Origin of the sequence: Escherichia sp. WS1368 (genome assembly GCF_046487485.1) — a bacterium.
GTDB lineage: Bacteria > Pseudomonadota > Gammaproteobacteria > Enterobacterales > Enterobacteriaceae > Escherichia > Escherichia coli.
In genome coordinates this window covers 117,761-136,048 of sequence record NZ_JBJQJI010000005.1, presented here as the reverse complement: position 1 = coordinate 136,048, position 18,288 = coordinate 117,761, and the positions used below count along the sequence as shown (strand labels likewise).

Annotated in this window: 15 protein-coding genes, 1 tRNA gene and 1 pseudogene; 11 read left to right on the top strand and 6 right to left on the bottom strand. The window is 42.8% G+C overall.

The annotated features are described in order from the left end of the window. Positions 1–22: 22 nt before the first annotated feature. The 5 genes from ACJHYD_RS12890 to ACJHYD_RS12870 all read right to left on the bottom strand — a co-directional run bounded on the left by ACJHYD_RS12890 (position 23) and on the right by ACJHYD_RS12870 (position 6,410). On the bottom strand, positions 23–337 hold the full coding sequence (locus ACJHYD_RS12890) for a PTS fructose transporter subunit IIB (protein WP_001028074.1): 315 nt from the start codon (positions 335–337) through the stop codon (positions 23–25). A 17-nt stretch (positions 338–354) separates the two neighbouring features. Continuing rightward, complete coding sequence (locus ACJHYD_RS12885; protein ID WP_001521621.1) at positions 355–825, bottom strand: PTS sugar transporter subunit IIA; 471 nt, start codon at positions 823–825, stop codon at positions 355–357. Between the two features lie 26 nt (positions 826–851). Continuing rightward, the gene (locus ACJHYD_RS12880) at positions 852–2,405 is read right to left on the bottom strand and encodes a BglG family transcription antiterminator (RefSeq protein WP_001177975.1); all 1,554 of its coding nucleotides are present in this window, start codon (positions 2,403–2,405) and stop codon (positions 852–854) included. A 294-nt stretch (positions 2,406–2,699) separates the two neighbouring features. Next, positions 2,700–5,018 (bottom strand): alpha-xylosidase, encoded by a 2,319-nt coding sequence (gene yicI, locus ACJHYD_RS12875; protein ID WP_001551861.1) that lies wholly within the window; start codon positions 5,016–5,018, stop codon positions 2,700–2,702. A gap of 9 nt (positions 5,019–5,027) precedes the next feature. Continuing rightward, positions 5,028–6,410 (bottom strand): glycoside-pentoside-hexuronide family transporter, encoded by a 1,383-nt coding sequence (locus ACJHYD_RS12870; RefSeq protein WP_001551865.1) that lies wholly within the window; start codon positions 6,408–6,410, stop codon positions 5,028–5,030. 292 nt (positions 6,411–6,702) lie between these two features. On the opposite strand from ACJHYD_RS12870, the gene ACJHYD_RS12865 reads away from it, so the two are divergent. From ACJHYD_RS12865 to ACJHYD_RS12850, 4 genes and pseudogenes are all read left to right on the top strand, one after another. After that, positions 6,703–6,797: transfer RNA gene (locus tag ACJHYD_RS12865), tRNA-Sec, on the top strand. Between the two features lie 78 nt (positions 6,798–6,875). After that, positions 6,876–7,003: pseudogene (rhuM, locus tag ACJHYD_RS12860) on the top strand (RhuM family protein); the annotation flags it as partial. 428 nt (positions 7,004–7,431) lie between these two features. Beyond that, positions 7,432–8,616, top strand: a complete 1,185-nt coding sequence (locus tag ACJHYD_RS12855) for a sugar efflux transporter (RefSeq protein ID WP_001172876.1) — start codon at positions 7,432–7,434, stop codon at positions 8,614–8,616. Between the two features lie 110 nt (positions 8,617–8,726). Continuing rightward, complete coding sequence (locus ACJHYD_RS12850) at positions 8,727–9,650, top strand: carboxylate/amino acid/amine transporter (protein WP_000535949.1); 924 nt, start codon at positions 8,727–8,729, stop codon at positions 9,648–9,650. A gap of 3 nt (positions 9,651–9,653) precedes the next feature. Here the strand turns inward: ACJHYD_RS12850 and nlpA are convergent, their stop codons facing one another. Further along, positions 9,654–10,472: a lipoprotein NlpA gene (nlpA, locus tag ACJHYD_RS12845; RefSeq protein ID WP_000779408.1), complete on the bottom strand. Its 819-nt coding sequence runs from the start codon at positions 10,470–10,472 to the stop codon at positions 9,654–9,656. A 209-nt stretch (positions 10,473–10,681) separates the two neighbouring features. On the opposite strand from nlpA, the gene yicS reads away from it, so the two are divergent. The 7 genes from yicS (at position 10,682) to eilA (ending at position 18,239) form a co-directional block, all read left to right on the top strand. Then, positions 10,682–10,975, top strand: coding sequence for a protein YicS (yicS, locus tag ACJHYD_RS12840; RefSeq protein ID WP_001306625.1), 294 nt, complete (start codon positions 10,682–10,684; stop codon positions 10,973–10,975). A gap of 301 nt (positions 10,976–11,276) precedes the next feature. Further along, the gene (locus tag ACJHYD_RS12835; protein WP_000443168.1) at positions 11,277–11,774 is read left to right on the top strand and encodes a SycD/LcrH family type III secretion system chaperone; all 498 of its coding nucleotides are present in this window, start codon (positions 11,277–11,279) and stop codon (positions 11,772–11,774) included. A gap of 9 nt (positions 11,775–11,783) precedes the next feature. After that, the gene (locus tag ACJHYD_RS12830) at positions 11,784–11,966 is read left to right on the top strand and encodes a hypothetical protein (RefSeq protein WP_001551887.1); all 183 of its coding nucleotides are present in this window, start codon (positions 11,784–11,786) and stop codon (positions 11,964–11,966) included. 55 nt (positions 11,967–12,021) lie between these two features. Next, the gene (locus tag ACJHYD_RS12825; protein ID WP_001551889.1) at positions 12,022–13,803 is read left to right on the top strand and encodes a YopB/SseC family type III secretion system translocon subunit; all 1,782 of its coding nucleotides are present in this window, start codon (positions 12,022–12,024) and stop codon (positions 13,801–13,803) included. A 12-nt stretch (positions 13,804–13,815) separates the two neighbouring features. Further along, positions 13,816–14,946 (top strand): hypothetical protein, encoded by a 1,131-nt coding sequence (locus ACJHYD_RS12820; protein WP_000183751.1) that lies wholly within the window; start codon positions 13,816–13,818, stop codon positions 14,944–14,946. 43 nt (positions 14,947–14,989) lie between these two features. Then, the gene (locus ACJHYD_RS12815; protein WP_000608464.1) at positions 14,990–16,339 is read left to right on the top strand and encodes an IpaD/SipD/SspD family type III secretion system needle tip protein; all 1,350 of its coding nucleotides are present in this window, start codon (positions 14,990–14,992) and stop codon (positions 16,337–16,339) included. Between the two features lie 202 nt (positions 16,340–16,541). Continuing rightward, a complete protein-coding gene (gene eilA, locus ACJHYD_RS12810; protein ID WP_001176835.1) occupies positions 16,542–18,239 on the top strand; it encodes a HilA family transcriptional regulator EilA in 1,698 nt (565 codons plus the stop codon). Positions 18,240–18,288: the final 49 nt, after the last annotated feature.

Below are 18,288 nucleotides of genomic sequence, written 5' to 3'. Positions count from 1 at the left end.
TAAGATCCCTCCAGTATAAGGATCATTTATTTCCCAGTGATTTTTCGACCTTTTCAAGAAATTGAACGGGCGATTTAATGACGATCTCTGTCTTTACTCGCACAATGCGTTTATTGGTAAAACGTTCTTCTCCTTTTATTTTCACATCCACAGCAAGAATCACGACGTCAGCAGCAGAGATCTCTGCCGCCTGTAATTCGTTTTCTGTACCAATGGTTCCCTGGGTTTCAACTTTAATGGTGTGGCCCAGTGCTTTTGCCCCTTTAATTAACTTTTCACGAGCAATATAGGTGTGAGCAATACCCGCCGTGCAGGCGGCAACACAGACAATATTCATGATATACTCCCTGTTATTTAGTAGACATCGGATTGTGCATACTGACTAAAGAGATCAATGATTTTTTGCGGGCTCGTCTCAACCAGCAATTGCGCTATGATGTCATCATCTGCAAGCGCGCCCGCGACCTGGGAAAGTAAACGGATATGAGTGGTATTTTGATCTTCAAGACGTACCGCAAATAAAATAATACAGCGTACGCTACTGCCATCCAGTGTTTCCCAGGGAATATCCTGCCGGGTACGCCCGATAGCCAGCGTGGTATTAATTACCGCAGAAGATTTACCATGCGGGATCGCAATATGATTTTCAAAACCAGTCGAGCCTTCCGCTTCGCGCTGCCAGACATCTTTAATAAAGGTTTCCCGACAATCGATCGCACCATCTTTTTTGAGAAGATTAGTTAATTCTTCAATCGCCTCCGCTTTATTCGTCGCTTGCATATCTAAAATAACGCGATTCGTATTCAGGATTTTTGTTATGTCCATTCGTCATACCTCATAAAATTCTGACATTAAATTTCAACGACCCGAGATGTCGCATGATGTAATTTTTCCGTAATCACCATTTCAGTGACCCGCTTAATATCGGCATCATTAAAAAAAGCGGTAACATAAGCGACCGGCATAGTGACTGTAGGCAAATTAATGGTCGAAATAATCAGTTCGATATTGTCAGGCAAAACCTGTGATAAATTCGCTGCTGAAATAACATCAACAATCGTCCATTCAGGAAATGCTCGCAGAATACGGCTTTTCAGTAGATGCGAAGTTCCGATTCCGGTTGAACAGACCAGTAATACACGTTTACGGGCAATTTGCCGCTCCATCGCAGCCTGAAAATGAACGGTCAGGTAACCTACTTCATCCTCGCTCACTGCATTCTCACCCCAGGTTTTAAATACCTGATTCACCACATATTGCGTCAACCGCCAGACATCCGCTAATTCTGCTTTAATATCTTCCAGCAATGGATTACGGATATGAATGCGATAATTTAGTCGGTTAATCAGCGGCTTAATATGAACCAACAAGCCATCATATAATGCGCTGTCTTCACTAAAATCGCAGTCCACGATGTCACTGAATACCGTAATTAAACGCCAGGTAATCAGACGCGCTTCATTGCTGGCCTGCATATGTGAAATAATGCTCACATCTTTTTGTCCATCAATCGCCACACCTGATGAAATGATATATTGATAAATAAACCAGACTTCATCATCGGGCAATGTATGTGCAATTCGTTGTTCTATCTTATGAATCATCTGACTGGCAACATTAAAGATATTTTCATCATATTGCCTGGTTTGATCTTCTTCTCTGGATAACGCATTCCCGTGCGTGTTGCGATACATCATAATAAGGATGTGAGTAAAAATGTTAACGTAATAAGGCTCTCCCAAAGACCAACTTAATTCATTTTCCATATCCAGTAACAATGACTGGACAAATAACACCTCTTCTTCTCCAAAATAATGGACTAATGCTTTATAACTTCCGGGATCCAGACGTGAATACACGACACCTTGCGGCTCATTATGGTTAATAATGCCGTTAATCAGTAATGCCATTGCCTGTCGGACTTGCCCTTCACTACCTTCAATATGCGTACCACTTGGGCTGCGGATCAATGATAACCCCAACGGCGCAAGCCAGGACTCAATCACTCTCAGGTCATTAACAATAGAGGCTCCACTGATAAAATAGCGCTCTGACAATTTACTGATCGACGTTTCATTCGGTGTTTCACTTAATAACTGCGACGCTATTTTAACGCGCCTGGCATTATTCATTACACCATCAATCTCTTCACATTCTGCTCCCAACAAATGATCAAGATGCAGCAAATCAGTAATATTCTTCGAGTCTAACATCACACCCGCGCCAGCACGCTTCTCAACGGTTATTCGCCATTGTTCCAGCCATTGCTCAAGTAAACGTAAATCACGTTGAATGGTTTTTTCCGAAACATTTAAATAGCCGGCAATCGTAACAATAGTCGTATATTCCCTTCGTGGTAAAAGGAATCGTAATAATCTGTTTTGTCGCGAGGTAATCATTTGCATTTTTTACCCTTATCACAGATTAAGAAGCCCCATGTGGAAGAGCTTCAGTTGCCATCTCTGAGGGTAAATATAAAGCAGAATAATTTCACAACAATACTAAAATCTGTCCGTAGTCCGGACATGTATAAAACAAAACGGGGCGGTTAATAGATATTTTTCGGCACAGATCACATTTTCGTGATGAATAATCGTGATCATGCTCGCAAATACGATGGAAGAAATATTTATTACCAGATGTGAGATTATTTACCGGATACGACACAAAACCATTCGTATCCGGCATTCTTCAATAGATTACAACGTAATTGTCAGCGCATTCCCTTGAGGAGTCACCACCAGTCCCTGCTCACTTTCAGCCTGCGAACCGCCTTGCAGACCATTTACTTTCACAATATTGCGCAAGCACAGTGTCCAGTTCTTCGCCTCGCCCGCACCAGTCACAGTAATCGTGTTGCCAGTACGCGCCGCTTTCAGGGTGAAAAGAACGGAACCGTCAGCAGCGGGCACTTCACAGATGGCTTCATGCCCGTCTTGTAGATTAAAGAGCTGGAATGCCGTGCCTTCGTGCCACGCGTAATCGGGACGTTGCTCGTTGTTGCCCAGCGCCAGTAGGGTGTTATCACGCACATAAACGGGCAGACTCAGGAAGCTGTGCTGCTGTTTATGCCAGCGACTACCATCGAGTTCATCGTTGTGCCACAGGTGTGTCCAGCGACCTTCAGGCAAGTAGAACTGCACATCGCCCGATTCAGTGAACACAGGCGCAACCATCACGTTGTCGCCTAACATGTATTGACGGTCAAGGTAATCACAAGCCGGATCGTCCGGAAACTCCATCATCATGGCCCGCATCATCGGCGTACCCCGCGCGTTCGCACGAGCAGCTTCACGATACAGATACGGCATCATGCGGCATTTCAGTTGCGTGAAGAAGCGCACCACATCACAGGACTCATCATCGTAGGCCCACGGCACACGATAAGATTTGCTGCCGTGTAAACGGCTATGGCTGGAGAGCAAACCAAACGCGCACCAGCGTTTGTAAACGTGCGCCGGCGCGGTATTCTCAAAGCCGCCGATATCGTGGCTCCAGAAACCAAAACCTGAAAGGCCAATAGACAAACCACCGCGCAGGCTTTCCGCCATTGATTCGTAGTTAGCGTAACAGTCACCACCCCAGTGTACCGGGAATTTCTGCGCACCAACGGAGGCCGAGCGAGCAAACAAGACGGCTTCTTCCTCGCCAACGGTTTCCTTGAGCACTTTCCACACCAGTTCGTTGTAGATGTACGCATAATGGTTATGCATTTTCTGCGGATCGGAACCGTCAAACCACTGAACATCGGTTGGAATACGTTCGCCAAAGTCGGTCTTAAAGCAATCAACGCCCATCGCGACCAGACCTTTCAGTTTGTCGGCGTACCATTTGCAGGCATCCGGATTGGTAAAGTCATAAATCGCCAGACCTGGCTGCCATTTATCCCACTGCCATAACGAACCGTCCGGGCGTTTGAGTAAATAGCCTTTCTCTTGTAACTCTTTAAAGACAGGGGATTTTTGCCCGATATAGGGGTTAATCCAGACGCAGATTTTTAGCCCTTTCGCTTTCAGGCGGCGGATCATCCCTTCCGGGTCCGGGAAAGTCAGCGGGTCCCACTCAAAATCGCACCACTGGAAGGCTTTCATCCAGAAACAGTCAAAGTGGAAAACATGCAGTGGCAGATTGCGTTCCGCCATACCATCGATAAAACTGTTTACCGTCGCTTCGTCGTAGTTGGTGGTAAATGAAGTGGTTAGCCACAGGCCGAAGGACCACGCGGGCGGCAGCGCCGGACGACCAGTAAAACGGGTATAACGATCAAGTACCGCTTTCGGCGTCGGGCCGTCGATAACAAAGTATTCGAGATATTCACTCTCAACGCTGAACTGCACTTTGGAGACTTTCTCCGATCCCACTTCAAAAGAGACGCATTGAGGATGATTGACCAGTACCCCATAGCCACGGTTAGTCATATAGAACGGGATATTTTTATACGCCTGTTCAGTACTTGTGCCGCCGTCCCGGTTCCAGGTCTCTACCGTCTGGCCATTGCGCACCAGCGCAGTAAAGCGCTCTCCCAGACCGTAAACTGTTTCGCCAACGCCAAGATCCAGCCGCTCAAACATATAATTTCGTTGATTATTCGTGTCCTGCACGTAGCCATTATTTTTCACCTGACTACCGGTAATACGTTCGCCGTTACGCAGAAAATCCAGTGACCAGAACTCACCTTTGCTGACACGCGCACTTAAGTTGCCACTTTTAAACTCAGCGTAACGTTCTGTGTTTTCGATTGTGACCTTCACGTCCTGCAAAATATTGAGCGGGTAATGAGGACCGTTATTCAGCGCCCCCTGAAAATGCTCAATCCGTACACCGACAATACCTTCCTGTGGGGAGAAAAAGCGCAGCGTAAATAAAGGCGTATCAAGCTGCCAGGTACGTTCACGCACATCACGAGGGGCAGCATAGACCACCATTTCATTACCCTGCTGTTCAACCTCGAACACCTGAAGCGGGTGAATCAAATTGAGGCCAGGTTGAATCAACCAGTTTCCGTCGCTAATTTTCATTGCCGTTCCTTAGTTCTGCACATTTTGAGAGGTGAATTGTTGCTGGCAACGGCGTTTGCCCTGAGCCAGCTGTTCCATAACGGTTTTCAGATTGTGCGTCGTGAGTGAGTAGTAGCGTTTAGCGATAATCGCGCTCAGCAAATAACAGATCGCCGGAACAATCGTGAATAGCGCGATAATGATGCTAATCGTGGCGCTGTTCTGCGCTTTTTCTGCCGCATCATATCCGCCATAAGCCAGCATCCAGCCGATAAGAGCGCCGCCGAAGGCCAACCCCAGCTTGAGCACAAACAGCGTGCCAGCAAAACTGATCCCGGTCAGGCGTTTACCATTGCACCACTCGCCGTAGTCGACGGTATCGGACATCATTACCCACTGGATAGGTGTCACCAGTTGATGCAACACACCAATCACGAAGATGAAGACAAACATAGTGATGCTGGCCTGCATAGGAACAAAGAACATCGCGAGGCTAATCACTGCCAGCAGGGCGTTCGTCCACCAGAAGATAGTGACTTTACATTTCCAGTCGGTCAGCGGTTTCGCCAGTGCGGAACCAATCAGGTTACCCACGCAATAAGTGGTAAGAAAAGCGACAAACACTTCCGGCGTACCCAAAATCCATGTGACGTAATACATCATCGCCCCGCCGCGTACGCACACCGCCAGAATATTGAAAATGGTCAGTAAACCGACAATCCGCCACTGATCGTTTTGCCAGATATCACGTAAATCTTCCCGCATAGACGTCGTTGTAGGTGGTGCTTCAACGCGTTCTTTAGTGGTAAAGAAACAAAATGCCAGCATCATGAATGCCACCACGGAAAGGACCGCGATACCGCCCAGGAAACCGAGTGGTTTATTATCACCACCAATTAAATTAACCAGCGGCATCATCAGCACAGTAGAGAGCATGCCTCCCGCGGTCGCCAGCACAAAACGCCAGGATTGCAGCGAGATACGCTGAGTCGGGTCATTGGTGATTACACCACCCAATGCGCAGTAAGGGATATTAACGATGGTATAAAGTAAGGTAAGTAGGGTGTAAGTAATTGCTGCATAAATCATTTTTCCGTTCATACTGAGATCTGGCGTGCTATAGGCCAGTACACAGACGATCCCAAATGGCAGTGCGCCAAACAGTACCCACGGACGAAATTTACCCCAGCGAGAGCGCGTTCGATCGGCCAACAACCCCATGCAAGGATCGGAAATCGCATCCAGTGCACGAGCGACCAAAAACATAGTTCCGACAAATCCGGCAGGAATGCCAAAAATATCGGTATAAAAGAACATCATATATAACATTACGTTATCGAAAATAATGTGGCTGGCGGCGTCTCCCATGCCATAACCAATTTTCTCTTTAACGGACAACACTTCACTCTTCATCTGCTTTTCCTTGATGCTATAGGGGTGCTGAGACCGATAACGCATTTTGTAAACCATCCCTGTGAGAGCGAATATTCCGATATCTGGTTATTAATTTATGATTCTTGTTTTATGTGATCGTGGTAGCGTTAATTCCGCTCATATATCATTGTAAAATATGGGTTTTATATGAATTATAATGCTTCCGTGATAATACGCTGCGTGTATTAGGCGGAAAAAACTGATCTGGGGGATGTAGAAACTCAAGGAAGTAGCTATAATGCGCCCCGCCTCCATGTAGCAATCGAGGCGCGGAAGATCGTCGTCTCCGGTGAGGCGGCTGGACTTCAAATCCAGTTGGGGCCGCCAGCGGTCCCGGGCAGGTTCGACTCCTGTGATCTTCCGCCAAAATACCTCTTCTGACGTTCTCCAATCCCTTGTAATACTGTCAATCCAGATATTTTCTACTGCTCAATATTCAATCGGCTTCAGGAATACCTGGTCAAAGGTTTTGTGATGGACGATGAGCGGCTGAAGAATCCGCCTGTCGGTTCTTCTGTCCTCAACGCATCCGCGATATGCGCGCCAGCATGTGCCGTGTTTATTTGCAGGTGATTTACCCCCTGCTGGCTCTCAGCCAACTGTATCGCCATTAAGGTGAAGATGTTGTTTCATACGCCCCAGAACACCTTTTTTATACGACGATTCTATTCCTTTAACAGCTGGCGAAAAAAACTGACCTGTAAACTTCACCAATAATCAGACTGTCATCAAGATTAATTTTTTCATTTAATATATCAAATCAACTTGTTTTATTTTTACTATCAAAAATAGCTCATTGCCTTACTATAATTAATATATAAATTCGGTGATTAATTCTTAACATGCTTTTGCTAATAATCTCAATTGCTGGCCCTATAATATTGCGCTAGCATTGCTTTCTGGTTGTATCAGCGATACTCAAAAATTCTTAATACAATACTCATTCGACTGGTACTTATTTGTAACTCAGTTATATTTTGTCGCCCGGTGATTCAGAAGAATGCAAAAAACGGCTACCACTCCATCAAAAATACTTGATCTCACTGCCGCGGCATTTTTACTTGTCGCCTTTCTGACGGGTATTGCGGGCGCTCTCCAGACTCCTACCCTAAGTATATTCCTCGCAGATGAACTGAAAGCCCGTCCTATAATGGTAGGTTTTTTCTTCACCGGTAGCGCTATTATGGGAATTCTTGTCAGTCAATTTCTGGCAAGACACTCCGATAAACAAGGCGACCGTAAATTACTGATCCTGCTATGTTGCTTATTTGGAGTGCTGGCCTGCACGCTTTTTGCGTGGAATCGCAACTACTTCATTCTCCTCTCTACGGGCGTACTTCTGAGTAGTTTTGCTTCCACCGCAAACCCGCAAATGTTCGCCCTCGCCCGTGAACACGCCGACAGAACAGGCCGTGAGACGGTAATGTTCAGTACATTTTTACGTGCTCAGATCTCGCTTGCCTGGGTTATCGGGCCACCGCTCGCTTATGAGCTGGCAATGGGATTTAGTTTTAAAGTGATGTATCTCACCGCAGCCATCGCATTTGTTGTTTGCGGGCTGATAGTCTGGTTGTTTTTGCCATCAATACAAAGAAATATTCCTGTCGTTACCCAACCCGTAGAAATTTTACCCTCCACCCATAGGAAGCGGGATACACGGCTACTTTTCGTGGTTTGTTCAATGATGTGGGCGGCGAATAATCTCTACATGATAAATATGCCGCTATTTATTATTGATGAACTGCATCTAACCGATAAACTGGCTGGAGAAATGATTGGTATTGCTGCCGGTCTGGAAATTCCGATGATGTTAATCGCAGGCTATTACATGAAACGTATTGGCAAGCGGCTATTAATGCTCATTGCTATCGTGAGTGGAATGTGTTTTTACGCCAGCGTACTCATGGCGACGACTCCGGCAGTTGAGCTGGAATTGCAAATTCTAAATGCCATCTTCCTTGGTATTCTCTGTGGTATCGGCATGCTTTATTTTCAGGACCTGATGCCTGAAAAAATAGGCTCTGCGACAACGTTATATGCAAATACTTCACGCGTCGGCTGGATTATCGCCGGCTCTGTTGACGGAATTATGGTTGAAATCTGGAGCTACCACGCGTTGTTCTGGCTGGCGATAGGGATGTTGGGTATTGCGATGATTTGCCTGCTGTTTATTAAAGATATTTAGCTCACCTGTCTGGGCTAAGAAAAATCGGAGTGGCGCAAACAGAGCCATCCTCGCCATTTTTGCTATCATGCCTGCATACATAAACGACAAAACAGTATGCAGAGGGAAAAATGGGTTCCACCAGAAAGGGGATGCTGAACGTTCTGATTGCCGCCGTGTTGTGGGGAAGTTCAGGGGTCTGCGCGCAATACATCATGGAGCAAAGCCAGATGTCGTCGCAGTTTTTGACTATGACGCGTTTGATATTCGCCGGTTTGATTCTGCTGACGCTGTCATTTGTTCATGGCGATAAAATCTTTTCTATTATTAACAATCACAAAGATGCCATTAGTCTGCTGATTTTTTCCGTGGTTGGCGCGCTAACCGTACAGCTCACTTTTTTGCTAACCATTGAAAAATCGAATGCTGCCACGGCAACGGTGCTGCAATTCCTCTCACCGACGATTATCGTCGCCTGGTTCTCACTGGTGCGTAAATCTCGCCCGGGCATTCTGGTTTTCTGCGCTATTTTGACATCGCTGATCGGGACTTTTTTATTGGTGACACACGGTAATCCGACGTCATTATCGATCTCTCCTGCCGCGTTATTCTGGGGCATTGCCTCGGCATTTGCTGCGGCATTCTATACCACCTATCCCTCAACGCTAATTGCCCGCTATGGCACGTTGCCTGTCGTCGGCTGGAGTATGCTGATCGGCGGTCTAATTCTGTTGCCTTTTTATGCCAGACAAGGGACAAACTTTGTCGTTAACGGCAGTTTGATTCTGGCGTTTTTTTATTTGGTGGTCATTGGTACGTCCCTGACATTTAGTCTGTACCTGAAAGGAGCACAATTAATTGGCGGGCCAAAAGCCAGCATTTTGAGCTGTGCAGAGCCATTAAGTAGCGCGCTGCTCTCTTTGCTGTTGCTGGGGATCACATTCACATTACCGGACTGGCTGGGCACACTGCTGATTCTGTCATCGGTGATTTTGATTTCAATGGATTCCCGTCGCCGCGCCAGAAAAATAAATCGTCCGGCGCGGGATGAGTGAGAATTACCAGCCAGGCACCGCGCCACCGTTAAAGATGGTTTCTGCCGCTTTAGCGACTTCGGATGATTGATAAGATTGCAGAAATTCCTTCACGTTTTCTGCATTCTTATTATCTTCCCGTGCTACCAGAATATTCACATACGGCGAATTCTTATCTTCAATAAATACGCTGTCGTGCACCGGAGAAAGCCCGGTCTGCTGAATGTAAGTGGTGCTGATAATCGCCACATCAACTTTGGGATCATCCAGTACGCGCGGGAGCTGCGCCCCCTCGAGTTCCATAATCTGCAAATGACGAGGATTCTCGGTTATATCCAGCGCGGTAGGTAGTAACCCTTTTCCCTCTTTCAGAGTAATTAGCTTCTCTTTTTGCAACAGTAAAAGCGCGCGACCAAGGTTGGTCGGGTCGTTGGGGATCGCCACTGTCGCGCCTTCTTTTATTTGCGCCACGGTTTTGATTTTTTTGGAATAACCCGCCATGGGGAAGACAAACGTATTTCCCACCGCTACCAGTTTATAACCATGCGCCTGATTATCTTGTTCAAGAAAGGGTCGATGCTGGAAGACGTTCGCATCAAGCTCGCCATGATTTGTCGCATCGTTCGGTAGCAACGAACCGCTAAATCCTACCAATTCAACATCGAGGCCATATTTCTCTTTTGCCACCTTTTTAGCGACTTCCGCGACATCTTGTTCTGCGCCATTAATAACGCCCACTTTAATGTGCTTTTCATCGCTGCTGCTCTGGTCGCAACCTGCCAGCAGAATTCCTGCCAGTAATAATGCGGCCCCCGCCCGTAGATGATGTGTTGTCAGTTTCACTTTTTTATCCTTTTTTTAATCGTTAACTGACTATAATGGCAAGATCACTCCGATTTAAAAAACGAAAAGCTATCGAATAGAAGAAAAAGGTATATAAAACTGGCACTTCTTACTGACCACGCAAACACCTTTCGTACAGCATGATGAGAGCGGCAAAAGCAAACTACACTTATGCTTCATTCGATGCACATTTGCAGAAGGTTGCCGCTATGAAGCCAACGATGCTACTCATGATTACCGTATTCCTGACTTTCCCAGCCATTTCTCAGGCCGAATCGCCATTCAGTTCTCTACAGTCGGCAAAAGAAAAGACCACGGTATTGCAAGATTTACGTAAAATTTGCACGCCACAGGCGTCATTATCAGACGAAGCGTGGGAAAAATTAATGTTGTCTGATGAGAGTAACAAACAACATATCCGCGAAGCTATTGTGGCGATGGAGCGTAATAATCAGAATAACTACTGGGAAGCGCTGGGTAAGGTGGAATGCCCGGATATGTGAATTTCGCACACCTCCGCGCTCAGGCCAGCAGCCGCTGACTTAAGCTCGCACATCAGTAAATCACCTGCTTTTTCAAATTCCAATCAAAATTGCACCAGTTCATCAGGATTGTGGATAAATTTCCCTCTACATTGTTTTCATTTCATCACATAGAAAATCTTATCTCATTGAAACAATACTTGTTTTTAATGCAGAAAAGGAAGCCCAACGGATGGGCATAAAAATGAGCGAATTTTGATATCACCCCCCTCTAAAAAATGGTGAAGTCTGAACAAAGAATGTTCGAAAGGAGAGAGTAGAGATGGAAAGCGCAAATCTGGATTTAGAAGAAAATAAAGAAATTGCCAGTAAGTTCGAACGTGCATTAGGTATGGGAGCAACACTTGCAGAGCTGCATGGCATTACTCCGGATACCCTTGAAGGCGTTTATGCTTACGCTTATAACTTTTATGAAAAAGGAAGACTTGACGAAGCTGAGCTCTTTTTTAAATTTCTCTGTATTTATGATTTCCAAAATTATAACTATTTAAAAGGATATGCCGCCGTTTGTCAGTTGAAGAAAGATTATCAAAAGGCATTCGACATGTATCATATCTGTTTAATGCTATCTCCCGATAACGATTTCTCTTTGGTTTATTATATGGGCCAATGCCAGATGGGCTTAAAAAACATTAAAATGGCCACTGAGTTATTTAATACAGTCGTAACCTACAGCCAAAATGAAAAAGTTAAAGAGATGGCTACTGCTTATCTTGAACTCTTGACAGCCAATACCGAAGAGGAAGTTCAAACAGAGTGAGTCGGCAAAATGAACATAAACGGAAAAAACGCTTCTTTTACGCCTGAAGAGTTAATCAGGAAATATCATGAGGAAGCCCCGGTTGATTTAAAAAATAACCATGGCGATAAAATAAATGAGAAGAATAACAATAAACACATTACTTACTTTCCCGTTGATGCCATTTTAGATGGGAATAAACATCTGCCATGAGTTAAATAAAAAAGAATTAATTACACCCGATGATAGCTTAAAAAGGAGGTGAATTATGTCGGCACCGATTACGGGACAAACGATCACGTTTGAACAAATCAGCGAAACATTGCGCACACAGTATAGCGATGCGGAAAAAAGACTGCAGGACAGCAACAAAACGCAAGTTGATCCCATGCGGCTTAATAAAAACCCGAAATCCCTTGATAATGATATTCGCGCTCGTCTTGAAAACAAACCGATGCTTGCTCCGCCTGCAATGCAGGTTTCAGATTCCGACAACGCCACTACAGCAAAGACGAACGATGCCCGCCTGACAATGATTTTGGGTAATCTAACAGGCATTGCCGATCAGGATATTACAACACGTTTGCATAATAACCTTGACAGCACCCTGCTTCGACACGAAATGGCACATAATAAGTTTCGTGAATTAAGTGACGCTTACTCATCGTCATTAGATTCCGCGCAAAAAGCCGACGACATCATGCATCAGGCCAATAATAATTACAATGCGGTCGATAAAAAGGTGCAATCGCTGGAGAAAAAAGTCAACACATTGAATCAAGAGCTCTCGCAACTGCAACCTGGCGATCCGCAATATAATAAAGTAGTGACGCAAAAAAGTGCGGCTGAAAAAACACTCACGCTGTCATTACAAAAAAAATCGTTAGCTGAGAAATCGTTAAATACAGCCATTATGGATGCTGATGCTGCGATCGGCCAAAGTATGGAAATTTTTGACGAAATTCAACAGCAAGAACAGATTAATAACTTCACCACCAATATTTGCCTGACGCAAGAAAACCAGAAAAACAGAAACGCGACAGCCACATTTATCCTTTTGATTACCTCAGTAATGGAAGTTATTGGTGATACCAATTGCGACTCTATTAAAAATCAATCTGAGGTAATGAAAGAGATTAACCATGTCAGGGAAAATAAACTCAATGAAACAGCGCGTAGCTATACTACATGGACAAAAGTTTTAAACATTATTAATGAGGTCGTTACTGTAGTTACATTTGCCGTAAGTGCAGCCTTAATTGTGATTGGTATTGTCGCAGCAGTTCCAAGTGCTGGGGCAAGCTTTGCTGGAGCGCTGGCACTAATTGGAGGAATCGCGGGGGCAGTAGTATTAGGTGTTGATATTATTTGTCAAATCACTCTGGGTACCACGGCTACCGGTTGGATTTTGGGAAAACTAACTGAAGGTCTTGCGGGTATTATTTCTAAATATGACCCCACACTACTCGCAATCTGCGCTCTTCTGGACGCCTTGGGTGTCCAACAAACGACTATTGATTTAGTACAAGATATTTACTCATCTGCAGCCGCTTCTATTGTTATGGTAACATTAATGATTGGTGCAACATTAATTTGTTCAGTAGCAATAAGTGAACTTGTAAAGGCACTCTCAAAAACTGCCGCCGAAGAAATCACAAAAGAAATAACTGACAGTATAAAATCCACCGTGGAATCTATGATCAAGTCAGTATCAAAAAAAATCATGTCAGCATTAAATTTTCTCGGTGACAAAATAAAAGCATCATCACAATTTATAATGATATTTGCAAAAATAACTATTCTTCTTGAAAAAATTGCCTCGGGCGTTTGTACAATAATTACATCGAGCATGAATCAATACGCTGCCAGTAAGTCTGCAGATATCGAAATTCTACAACAAGATATAAGCAATCTATCAAAAACGCGCGAACAAATGCTTACAGTGATGCAAAGGATAGATAAAACCGTCGAACAAGAGGTAGCTCAGATGGTGCGTGTATTACAACACCGAACTGAAGCTTTGAAATTTGCTTCTCATTCTATCGTATAAGAGGATTCAAAAATGACCAATAATATTAGCAATATAAACAATACAGCTCATAATAAGAATCTCGATAAAACAACATTCGATGAACAACCTGCTTATGAAACAAGAGTATCACAAGCTAAAAAAATACTGCAAAGTTTTGCGCCAAATGATATTAAAGTTGATACAAATACTAAATTTATTAGTCTGATAGAGTCTGTCCGTGCTCTCTCTCCTGAATTACAATGTAAGGTACTAGATGGTCTTAATTATGCTAAGAATACACTACATAATATAAATCAAAATTCTGCCATAGCAACAAAATCATCCTGTCAGTCTACCGAGTCAATAGAGAAAACCATAACATTTAATATTCTCGATATGTTAGATAATTTGACGATGAGACAACAGAACATTATGGAGGCCTTTCTAAGAGTCTTTACATCAATGTACAATGCCTCTGCCAAGGCTGATGCTAGCATGAGCATCGTTTTTGAACAGCTTGTCCATCTTCAGAGTAGCGAAACAAAAAATGCTTCTTGGGCAAATTTTGCAGGTGCATTAGCAGGCTCAGCTATTAATGCTACGGGAGCTGTATTTATGGCAGGTGCAGAACTTGCGAAGCCCGCGGGAAAGATAGATGATATCGCAGAAAACCAGGAACAAAATACAGACAAACCAGATAGCCAAACTCGGATAAAATCAAAAGAAGATATGGCAAATGCGAAAGCCAGACTTGCCGAAATAGAAAATCAACAAAAAGATTTATCAAATAACAAGAATATTGAGGATAATGACAAACAAGAGCAATCAAGTAAGTTACAAAAAGAAAAAGAAAGTATCACTAATAAAATTAAAGACAAAGAAAAAATTAATAGTCACAATCTAAGATATGGTATTACCAGTTCTATTTCTCATACCAATAATCTATTTCAGTCTATTGCAAATCTATCTCAATACGGCGGAACAGTGGCAGCAGAACATACTCGTGCAGAAAAAGACTTGGCTGAGCAAGCTAAAAATGTTATGCATTCAGTTATGAGTAGCTATCTGGATCAAATTAATCGTGATGTTCAAGGAAGAGATCAAGCACTCAATTTATTACAGCAAATAATACAAACCATTATTGATACTGATAGTGCAATCGTTCAAGGCATTCGCTCATAAATTATTGCAATAATAGTTAGTTATATTTAAGGAGGAATGGCACATGATTAATAAAGATAATAATCTAAATATAGATATTTTACGTCAGCAGAATACAAACATTCCTCTTAAAGAGGCATCCTCACAAAGTGAGGAGCCTCATCAACTGGAAAACAGCAAAAGCGAGGGTAATTTGTATAACAGCGCCAGTATGGATAATAATATTGGCGCTATGCTCAAGAAAGATGTTGAAAAACTATCAACTTTAGTCAGTGAACGTAGCCCGCGAAATGAAGACTGGAAATGCCAGCATGACATACAACTCAACTTCGTTAAAAACATGCTCAGAAATTTCCCAACTGAGAACCTGTCAGAGAAGGGATCTGCGCTCTTACACGAAAGTTATTCGCTGATAAAAAACGTTCTGCAGCTTACAGAAAATGTTAATACTATTGACGGAAAATTAAAGGATCCCGCTAAAATATTGACCTTGCATAACTCTGTGAGAAAAACCCTGGCTAACGTTGCTGACAACACAACCGGGTCAAGTGCAATGGCATCGACCAAAGGTACCTTAAATCACGCTATCGCTTCTTTAGATAGTTCTGCACCTGAAGTGAGAAGTTCAGCAACCAGCAGTACTTTAACGGCCAGTAGTTCAAACGAATTTAAAAGTGATAAATATATATGCAGTGATATTGCTGATTTGATGAGTGTGCTCGGTAGCGACTACCTCGAAATTTATGCGAATAGCGTTGAGATAATGAGCGCATACTGGCAGGACTTCAGTGAACATATCCAAAGCAATATGGGAAAATGGACTCACTCTAATAAAAAAGGCGATGCGATAGTTTTTGACGTCAATGCATTCCAAAAAGCCTTGATGCATTTTTATTATATCGATAAATATCCTAATGGTGATTTCCACTATCATTACAATCCAGACTATGTTTTATACCCTCCGGCACCTGCGGACAAAATTGGCGTTCCACTGGAAGAAGCAGAAAAATGGTGCGCCGCTTTAGGACTTCCGGTAATTCCACCCGATCCCAAACACCGCACACCTTCTCCGATTGTCGAAGTTGAACCGCAAGGTAGCGGTCTGTATGTTATTATTCCCAACCCTCAGATTATAGACAGTATGAGTCAGTCTTCAGACTCAATGGTGCATAGGGACGATAAAGGGAAGGAAAAAAATATATCTAAAGAATTCACCGGCTACGAAATAAGCACGGCTGAATACCAGGCATGGCTGGCGGGTTATAACAGCCAGGCAGAAAACATGAAAACCGACGTGCAGGTTATCACGACTAAATACAGTACAGCCAACTCCACCTACGATACAATTATCAAATTATTATCTTCAACCATTACTGCGTTGTTTGATTCAGCAAAAGATTATTTACGTTTCTGATTAAGTAACATCCACAATTATCGCCCACTATCTGGTCCCGAAAAATGGGACCAGCGTTTCATATTATTAAGCATCAGCTTTCATTCATTTCTTCATCACAATCTTACAAAATGAGCGTTTTTTGATAGAGCAATTCTGCCAATACTTTATTTTATATTGATCAAATTAATACTATGAATAGAGAAAACGGAAGGAGCGTTCTATGCAACTGCAACATGGAAAAAATAATACACAACAATATATATTTGGCGACTTTGTATTAAAAAACAATGGAATATTATTATTCAAAAACAAAGAATATCATATTCCCCCGAAAGAACTTGGCGTTATTATTCTATTGCTTAATGCTGACGGTGAAATTGTTAGCAAAGAAGAGATTATCGATAAGGTCTGGAGCGCGAGTGTTGCCAGTGATGAATCTCTAACACGATGTATTTATGCATTGCGCAAACTTTTGCATGAGAATAAACAGTGTAAGTATATCGAAACGGTCTATGGTCGTGGATACCGTTTTACTGTACCTATTGTGATTGTGACCGATAATGAACCGGTAAAGTCGACCACTACTCTTGCCGTTTTTCCCTTTCGTACTGAAGGTTCGATCAATGTTCTAAAACTCCATTACGAACTTGTCCAGGGCCTTTCAAAATATGCTTTTTGTGGTTTAGATATTTTACCCGCTTCGGTAACAAATGAGGCCAGTGATTTTTCCACTATCCATCAGTTTATCAATAAAACAGGTCCAGAATATTATATTATGGGTCAGGTCGTTCACTATGGTAAAAACTGGCGTTTATTTATTGAGTTAATTCATGCCAGAACACATAAATTGATTGATCATCAAAGTATTGATTTCAACCCCGATAATCCTCTTTCCGTATTATTATCACAAGTAATTAATATTCTTATTGAAAAAATACCCAATATTAATTTTAAATCTATTAATACACAACAAATGCCATCTCTGGATTCTGCTGTTATGTATATGAATGGCAGAATGGAAATGTATCGTTATACACCAGAGAGTTTGAAACGAGCATTAGTAATATTTAGAGATTGTGTGAGTACGCAACCGCAAAATACCTTGCCCTACTGTTGCCTGGCGGAATGCCATATATCATTAGCCCTCCTTGGACTCAGTGAACAAAAACAAGCAATAACTACGGCAGTAACCTCCATTGAAAAGGCTCTTGAAATTAACCCTTCAAATTCTCAGGCATTGGGTTTACTGGGTTTAATCAGTGGGCTAAAAGATGAACATTCAGTGTCTAATGTGCTATTTAAGCAAGCACATTTACTCAAACCTAATTCGCCAGACGTTTATTATTATCAGTCTCTGCTATGTTTTTTGAACGGTGACCTTGCAAGAGCATTTAATCTAATAGAAAAAAGTATTGCTCTTGAACCCAATAAAATGGGTATAAGCATTCTTAAATTAATTATACTTTATTACACATCCCCCCTCGATAACGCGATATCTTTTGCATTAAATCTTAACAGTCAAAACACCTGTAATAATCCAATTATTACCTCTATTCTGGCTATGTTCATGGCACTGAAAGGACATAATGACAAAGCCAAAAGTTTATTGCTTAAACTTGAGCCTGAACATGGTCTTGATTACACCTGTGTTAACTCGCTTTATACGAAATTTCTGATCTATGGCGCATCTATAAAAAATGACATTATGAAGTTACTGGCAAATATTAACACCAACAAAATCAATGGTGTGATTTTGCCGTTGATTTACACTGTGTATGGTAAAAAAGAATATGAAAAGCGCTGGCAACAATTAATTAAAGACAATGATTTATGGTCAAATGTTTTGCTTCATGACCCCCGTTTGCTCAGTGTAAAAAATGAATTTAATACTATCGGTGTGATGCGTACTTCTGCGTAATAACGAATATAAATTGCCCTGCTGATGCAGGGCAATTTAGTAATTACTT

Excerpts from the sequence above, each read along its gene's own strand:
- ACJHYD_RS12890 (WP_001028074.1), bottom strand. The coding sequence starts at position 337 with ATGAATATTGTCTGTGTTGCCGCCTGCACGGCGGGTATTGCTCACACC.
- ACJHYD_RS12885 (WP_001521621.1), bottom strand. The coding sequence starts at position 825 with ATGGACATAACAAAAATCCTGAATACGAATCGCGTTATTTTAGATATG.
- ACJHYD_RS12880 (WP_001177975.1), bottom strand. The coding sequence starts at position 2,405 with ATGCAAATGATTACCTCGCGACAAAACAGATTATTACGATTCCTTTTA.
- yicI (WP_001551861.1), bottom strand. The coding sequence starts at position 5,018 with ATGAAAATTAGCGACGGAAACTGGTTGATTCAACCTGGCCTCAATTTG.
- ACJHYD_RS12870 (WP_001551865.1), bottom strand. The coding sequence starts at position 6,410 with ATGAAGAGTGAAGTGTTGTCCGTTAAAGAGAAAATTGGTTATGGCATG.
- ACJHYD_RS12855 (WP_001172876.1), top strand. The coding sequence starts at position 7,432 with ATGCAAAAAACGGCTACCACTCCATCAAAAATACTTGATCTCACTGCC.
- ACJHYD_RS12850 (WP_000535949.1), top strand. The coding sequence starts at position 8,727 with ATGGGTTCCACCAGAAAGGGGATGCTGAACGTTCTGATTGCCGCCGTG.
- yicS (WP_001306625.1), top strand. The coding sequence starts at position 10,682 with ATGAAGCCAACGATGCTACTCATGATTACCGTATTCCTGACTTTCCCA.
- ACJHYD_RS12835 (WP_000443168.1), top strand. The coding sequence starts at position 11,277 with ATGGAAAGCGCAAATCTGGATTTAGAAGAAAATAAAGAAATTGCCAGT.
- ACJHYD_RS12830 (WP_001551887.1), top strand. The coding sequence starts at position 11,784 with ATGAACATAAACGGAAAAAACGCTTCTTTTACGCCTGAAGAGTTAATC.
- ACJHYD_RS12825 (WP_001551889.1), top strand. The coding sequence starts at position 12,022 with ATGTCGGCACCGATTACGGGACAAACGATCACGTTTGAACAAATCAGC.
- ACJHYD_RS12820 (WP_000183751.1), top strand. The coding sequence starts at position 13,816 with ATGACCAATAATATTAGCAATATAAACAATACAGCTCATAATAAGAAT.
- ACJHYD_RS12815 (WP_000608464.1), top strand. The coding sequence starts at position 14,990 with ATGATTAATAAAGATAATAATCTAAATATAGATATTTTACGTCAGCAG.
- eilA (WP_001176835.1), top strand. The coding sequence starts at position 16,542 with ATGCAACTGCAACATGGAAAAAATAATACACAACAATATATATTTGGC.